Source organism: uncultured Holdemanella sp. (assembly GCF_958348295.1).
Lineage (GTDB): Bacteria > Bacillota_I > Bacilli_A > Erysipelotrichales > Erysipelotrichaceae > Holdemanella.
This window is the reverse complement of sequence record NZ_CATVYQ010000084.1, coordinates 1-4427: the sequence shown is the minus strand read 5'-3', so window position 1 is coordinate 4427 and position 4427 is coordinate 1. Positions and strand designations below refer to the sequence as shown.

The window sequence follows — 4427 nt, the reverse complement described above, 5'->3', positions numbered from 1 at the left end:
TAAACCAGATGATAAAGTCATCGATTCTATACTTGCGTTTTGTGGCCGTGCTCCTTTAAAAAATGCACAAAAGTATAATATTTTTATAAAGAGTTCAAGTAAAACAAGTTGTATTGAGTGGTATCCATCTTTCACAAATTATTATGCTTCTTATCGTATTTTCGACTGTATTTTAAGTCTTATTATCACAATTCTTTTTTATTGGATTTCAAAAAATCTTAAACCACTTCGATCAAAGAAAAACATCTTTTATTCTTTATCCAGTCGTATGATGTTCTCTTTTCTTTGTGCAACATTGTTGGTATTAACTTCTTTTTCATTTCTATATTTAAATCGTAGTGCTGTCTTTGAGTTTTTAATGGATACTTTTTATCAATCGGAAGATTATTCTTCTTATGTAAAGAAATTAGAAAAACAACTCCAAAATTTCGATCTAACGAAAGAAAATAAAAAAGCCATCAATCATATATTAAAAGAAAACGCACTCAATCATGCGTATGTGGAATTATATGATCAGGATGGAATCTATTTTACAGACAAATCTCCATTAAGCAGCAATAATTTTTTGTTGTTATATAGTTTTGATGATTTGGATGTTTTGGAGGCCCCATTGTATTATGATTATCCAATACAGTTTAAAAACCAATCCGTTTATTTATATATCACTTCTTTTCCAATGATTCCATTCCAAATTCCTTATATTATTCTTTCGCTTTTGATTTCTTTCTCTTTTTATTTAATTATCCTACAAAGTTTTATCCATAAACGAATTCATTCCATTCAAAGTTTACAGGAAGATGTGTTTACTTTAGCAATCGGTGAATGGAATCACGAAATCAAAGTAAGTGATAGAGATGAGATTGGACGTTTAGCCCAGGACTTGAATCAAATGCGCATTGCCTTTCTACAAACAATGGACAATGAACAACAGGCTCGTGTTGCGAATAAAGAATTAATTTCTTCTTTATCTCATGATTTAAGAACTCCATTAACAACGTTAAAGGGGTATCTTGAAATCATGAATTTAAAAAAGGATGATATTGAATTTCGTGATCAATATCTTCAGAAGTGTTTAGCTAAAGTTGAAGAAATCACATATCTTTCAAATAAAATGTTTGAGTATTCTCTTGTCTTTTCTACAGAATACAATTCGGATTTATCGAATATTCCCATTCAAAGAGTCATCAATACATTGGTAGATCATATTCAGTATTTAAGAGAAATGGATCTACACATTTTATATGAGCCTCTACAGACTTCTCTATCTATGGATGCGAATTTTGCGATGATTCAAAGAATATTAAATAATGTATTTTCAAATATTCAAAAGTATTGTGATCCTTGGAAAGATATTGTGATTCAAGCAACAATTGAGGAAGATCGATTAAAAATGAGTTTTACCAATTCAATCAATCATCATTTAGATAAAGTAGAGAGTAATGGGATTGGTTTAAAGAGTGTAAAAAAAATGATAGAACTACATCATGGTACTTTCTATCAAGACGAAACAAATGACTTATTTACTATTATATTAACTTTCCCTATTCATCAGTAAGAGTGATTCTTACTGATTTTTTTGATAGAAGAAATGAAATTTTGATTTGTTGACCCATTTTATAAAGTCAACAAATCTATTCTGCTCCGCCAACAGTGGTGCCATTGTTTTTAACGAATTTGCGTTCATTTTTAATTACGTCATAAGAACACCAATTTAGTCATTTTTAAGAAAATGACTAAATTGAATTGAAAAATGACTAAATTGAATTTATAATAGTTTTGAAGGAGGATACGATGAGACAATTTGAATATAAAGAAAGTTGGAAAAGATTATTAACTCCGAATATCGTTTCTCTTTTGACTTCTATTCATGAATATAAAGGTGAACAAAATTTATTTATTGAGTCTAATTCGGATAAACTAGTTGAATTGTTAGAGATAGCTAAAATCCAAAGTACTGAAGCTTCAAATAAAATTGAAGGAATTATCACTACAGATGATCGTCTGAAAAAACTTGTTATGGATAAGACAATGCCTAAAAGTAGAAGTGAAAAGGAGATAGCTGGTTATCGTGATGTATTAAATACAATTCATGAAAGTTATGAATACATCCCTATTAACGCTAATTACATTCTTCAACTACATGGTGATTTATATAAGTATAATGGAATGAGTTTTGGAGGAAAATTTAAGTCAACAGATAATATAATCGCAGAAGTTGATTCTAGCGGAAATCAAAAAATAAGGTTTCAACCTATTGAGGCTTGGGCTACACCAGAAGCTATGCTCAACATGTGTAATGCATACAACGATGCATTAAATAATAACATTGATCCATTGATATTAATGCCAATGTTTATATTGGATTTTTTGTGCATTCACCCATTTAATGATGGAAATGGAAGAATGAGCAGACTACTTACTTTACTGCTTTTGTATAAATCAGGATATATAGTTGGTAAATATATAAGTATAGAAAAACTGATTGAGAAATCAAAAGATACATATTATGAGCAATTACAAGCAAGTTCTTATGAATGGCATGATAACAAAAATGATTATGAACCATTTGTAGAATACTATCTTGGAGTAGTTATCGCTGCATATAAAGAGTTTTCTGGCCGAGTTCAGACATTGATTGAATCTGGAATGAATAAACCTGAGAGAATTCGTGAAGTTATAAGAAAACATATAGGCAAAATCACAAAGAGCCAAATCATGGAAAAATGTCCAGATATAAGTGATACTACAGTTCAAAGAACTTTGACTGAATTGTTAAAAAAGAATGAAATTATTAAATTAAGTGGTGGAAGATATACTTCATACATATGGAATGAGGAGAAAGAATAATGATTACAGGAGAATTAAAAAACAAAATCGATAGTTTATGGGATGTGTTTGCGGCAGGAGGATTAACAAATCCTCTTGAAGTAATTGAACAAATTACTTATTTGATGTTTATCCATGATTTGGATGATACGGATAATAAGAATGCGAAAGAATGCGCAATGTTAGGTTTGCCATTCAAGAGCATTTTTTCTGATAAAGTTGAGATTGGTGAAAGAACAATTGATGGTCAACAATTAAAGTGGTCTACATTTAGAGATTTTCCAGCAAATAAGATGTATGAAACAATCCAAGAATGGGTATTCCCATTTATTAAGAATCTACATTCTGATAAGAATAGTGCATATTCAAAGTATATGGATGATGCGATATTTAAATTGCCTACGCCTTTGGTATTATCTAAAGTTGTTGATTCATTAGATGAAATTTATGTATTAATGGGACAATCAACAGAAATCGATATTCGTGGAGATGTATATGAATATTTATTGTCTAAGATTTCTACCGCTGGAAGAAACGGCCAATTCAGAACACCAAGACACATTATTCATATGATGGTTGAACTGATGAAACCATCTCCAAAAGAAACAATTTGTGATCCAGCATGTGGTACAGGTGGTTTCTTAGTTGGCGCAAGTGATTATTTAAGAGAAACATATCGCAATGATATTTTGATGAACAAAGAAAATAGAGAGCATTATATGAATCATATGTTCCATGGATTTGATATGGATAGAACCATGCTTCGTATTGGTGCTATGAATATGATGACACACGGCGTAGAATCTCCGTTCATCGAATATAGAGATAGTTTATCGGATCAAAATCTAGATACCGATAAATATTCTTTAATTCTTGCCAACCCTCCATTTAAAGGTTCATTAGATGCTGATTCAGTATCTGCCAACTTATTAAAAGTAGCCAAGACAAAGAAAACAGAATTATTATTTCTGGCTTTGTTTATAAGAATGTTAAAGATTGGTGGAAGATGTGCTTGTATCGTTCCTGACGGTGTCTTATTCGGCTCAAGTAACGCTCATAAACAAATAAGAAAAGCAATTATTGAAGACAATAGATTAGAGGCAGTGATTTCAATGCCTTCCGGTGTATTCAAACCTTATGCCGGTGTATCAACAGGAATATTGATTTTTACAAAAACAGGTCATGGTGGAACTGACAAGGTTTGGTTTTATGACATGAAAGCCGATGGATATTCATTAGATGATAAAAGATCTCCAATCAAAGAGAATGATATTCCAGATATTATCGAAAGATTTAATCATTTAGATAAAGAAGCAAACCGAAAAAGAACAGAACAAAGTTTCTTGGTAGATAAAAAAGAAATTGTAAATAACAATTACGATCTTTCAATCAATAAATATAAAGAAATTGTGTATGAAAAAGTAGAATATCCACCAACAAGTGAAATACTTGCAGATATTGAAGAATTAAATAAAGAAATTGATAAAAATTTAGAAGAACTTAAAGTTCTTCTAAAAGGGTAGAAAGGAGGAAGAATCTGAATGATAAATTCGGATTTGTAGGGATGAATGAAAATAAAAGTTGGAAATATAACAAAAATA

At 30.3% G+C, this 4427-nt stretch carries 3 protein-coding genes; all 3 read left to right on the top strand.

Features of this window, described 5'->3' with window-relative positions; all coding sequences use genetic code 11:
• Nucleotides 1–1555, top strand: a 1555-nt coding sequence (locus tag Q3907_RS10495) for a HAMP domain-containing sensor histidine kinase (protein WP_301898232.1), incomplete at its 5' end; no start/stop codon positions are given.
• A gap of 236 nt (nucleotides 1556–1791) precedes the next feature.
• The gene (locus Q3907_RS10490) at nucleotides 1792–2847 is read left to right on the top strand and encodes a Fic family protein (RefSeq protein ID WP_301898231.1); all 1056 of its coding nucleotides are present in this window, start codon (nucleotides 1792–1794) and stop codon (nucleotides 2845–2847) included.
• Nucleotides 2847–4349 (top strand): class I SAM-dependent DNA methyltransferase, encoded by a 1503-nt coding sequence (locus Q3907_RS10485; protein ID WP_301898230.1) that lies wholly within the window; start codon nucleotides 2847–2849, stop codon nucleotides 4347–4349. The genes Q3907_RS10490 and Q3907_RS10485 overlap by 1 nt, the downstream gene beginning before the upstream one ends.
• Nucleotides 4350–4427 lie beyond the last annotated feature (78 nt).